Source organism: Finegoldia sp. (genome assembly GCF_046991905.1).
GTDB lineage: Bacteria > Bacillota > Clostridia > Tissierellales > Peptoniphilaceae > Finegoldia.
Window position 1 is genome coordinate 1 of sequence record NZ_JBKWZF010000131.1, and the last position, 1061, is coordinate 1061.

Below are 1061 nucleotides of genomic sequence, written 5' to 3' on the forward strand. Positions count from 1 at the left end.
CAAGTATTATGAGAGGATAAATGCGCAAACCGTTGAGATTGAGCTTCCTTTTGAATATCCTAACATTTGGTCTGTGCTACGTTTGAAAGACATATGCCAACTGATAGACGGTGAAAAAAGAAACGGAAAGGGCATCTGTCTGGATGCAAAATACCTACGTGGTAAATCATCTGCTACCATTGTAGAGAAAGGAAAATTTGTCTATGCCGGAGATAACATCATTCTTGTAGATGGTGAAAATTCAGGTGAAGTTTTCACTGTTCCGCAAGATGGGTATATGGGGAGTACATTCAAACAGTTATGGCTTTCTTCGGCTATATGGAAACCATATATTTTGGCTTTCATTCTGTTCTATAAAGAGGATTTGAGAAATTCAAAAAGAGGTGCGGCTATTCCGCACCTCAATAAAGAGTTATTCTACAATCTGCCTATTGGTATTCCACCTTATCAAGAACAGCAGCGTATTGCAGAACGGATAAATGAACTATCGCAGTTGCTCAAATAGTTTTTCTATTTGAGCAACAATGCGTTGTTGTTCTTTAATCGGAGGTAATGGTATTAATATTTCTTTTACTTTTGCTATACTTACACCACCTATAATGCCCGTTTTATTTAGGTTAAATAGTTCAAAGAACGATGGTGACTGTAGATAATAGTACATGTATTTCCCGATTCCAACAAATGGTGAGAAACAACATAACTTATTCCCAAAACATACATCTTGATTCAGTATTGCAATTTTTCTTCCGGCACTTCCACCTTCAATACACATCAATATTGAGTTATTGGGAGCAAGTCTAAAATCAGGTTCATATTGTTTCGGAATCGCAATGCCATTATCGTAAATAATCCGATTATTAAAATCAACATCCTTAGTTCCAATATAATAACGTCCTATAACATCTGTAAATTTTGATTTCTTTTCAGTTTCACTAATACTGTTGCCAGTGTAAATGTTTGCAATATGAGAAAGTCTTGTCCATACCCAATTCTTGGGAGTTTCAAAAGGTATCTGTTCTGTTATATCCAAGCACTTTTTACCTACCTGCTCATAATACTTG

At 35.7% G+C, this 1061-nt stretch carries 2 protein-coding genes; one reads left to right on the forward strand and one right to left on the reverse strand.

Annotated elements, in window-relative coordinates:
- Positions 1 to 505: restriction endonuclease subunit S (locus ACLUJM_RS13620; RefSeq protein ID WP_253902511.1), on the forward strand; the 505-nt coding region annotated here is incomplete at its 5' end.
- On the opposite strand, the gene ACLUJM_RS13625 is transcribed toward ACLUJM_RS13620, so the two are convergent.
- On the reverse strand, positions 485 to 1061 hold a 577-nt coding region (locus ACLUJM_RS13625; protein WP_172977260.1), incomplete at its 5' end, for a restriction endonuclease subunit S. The genes ACLUJM_RS13620 and ACLUJM_RS13625 overlap by 21 nt on opposite strands.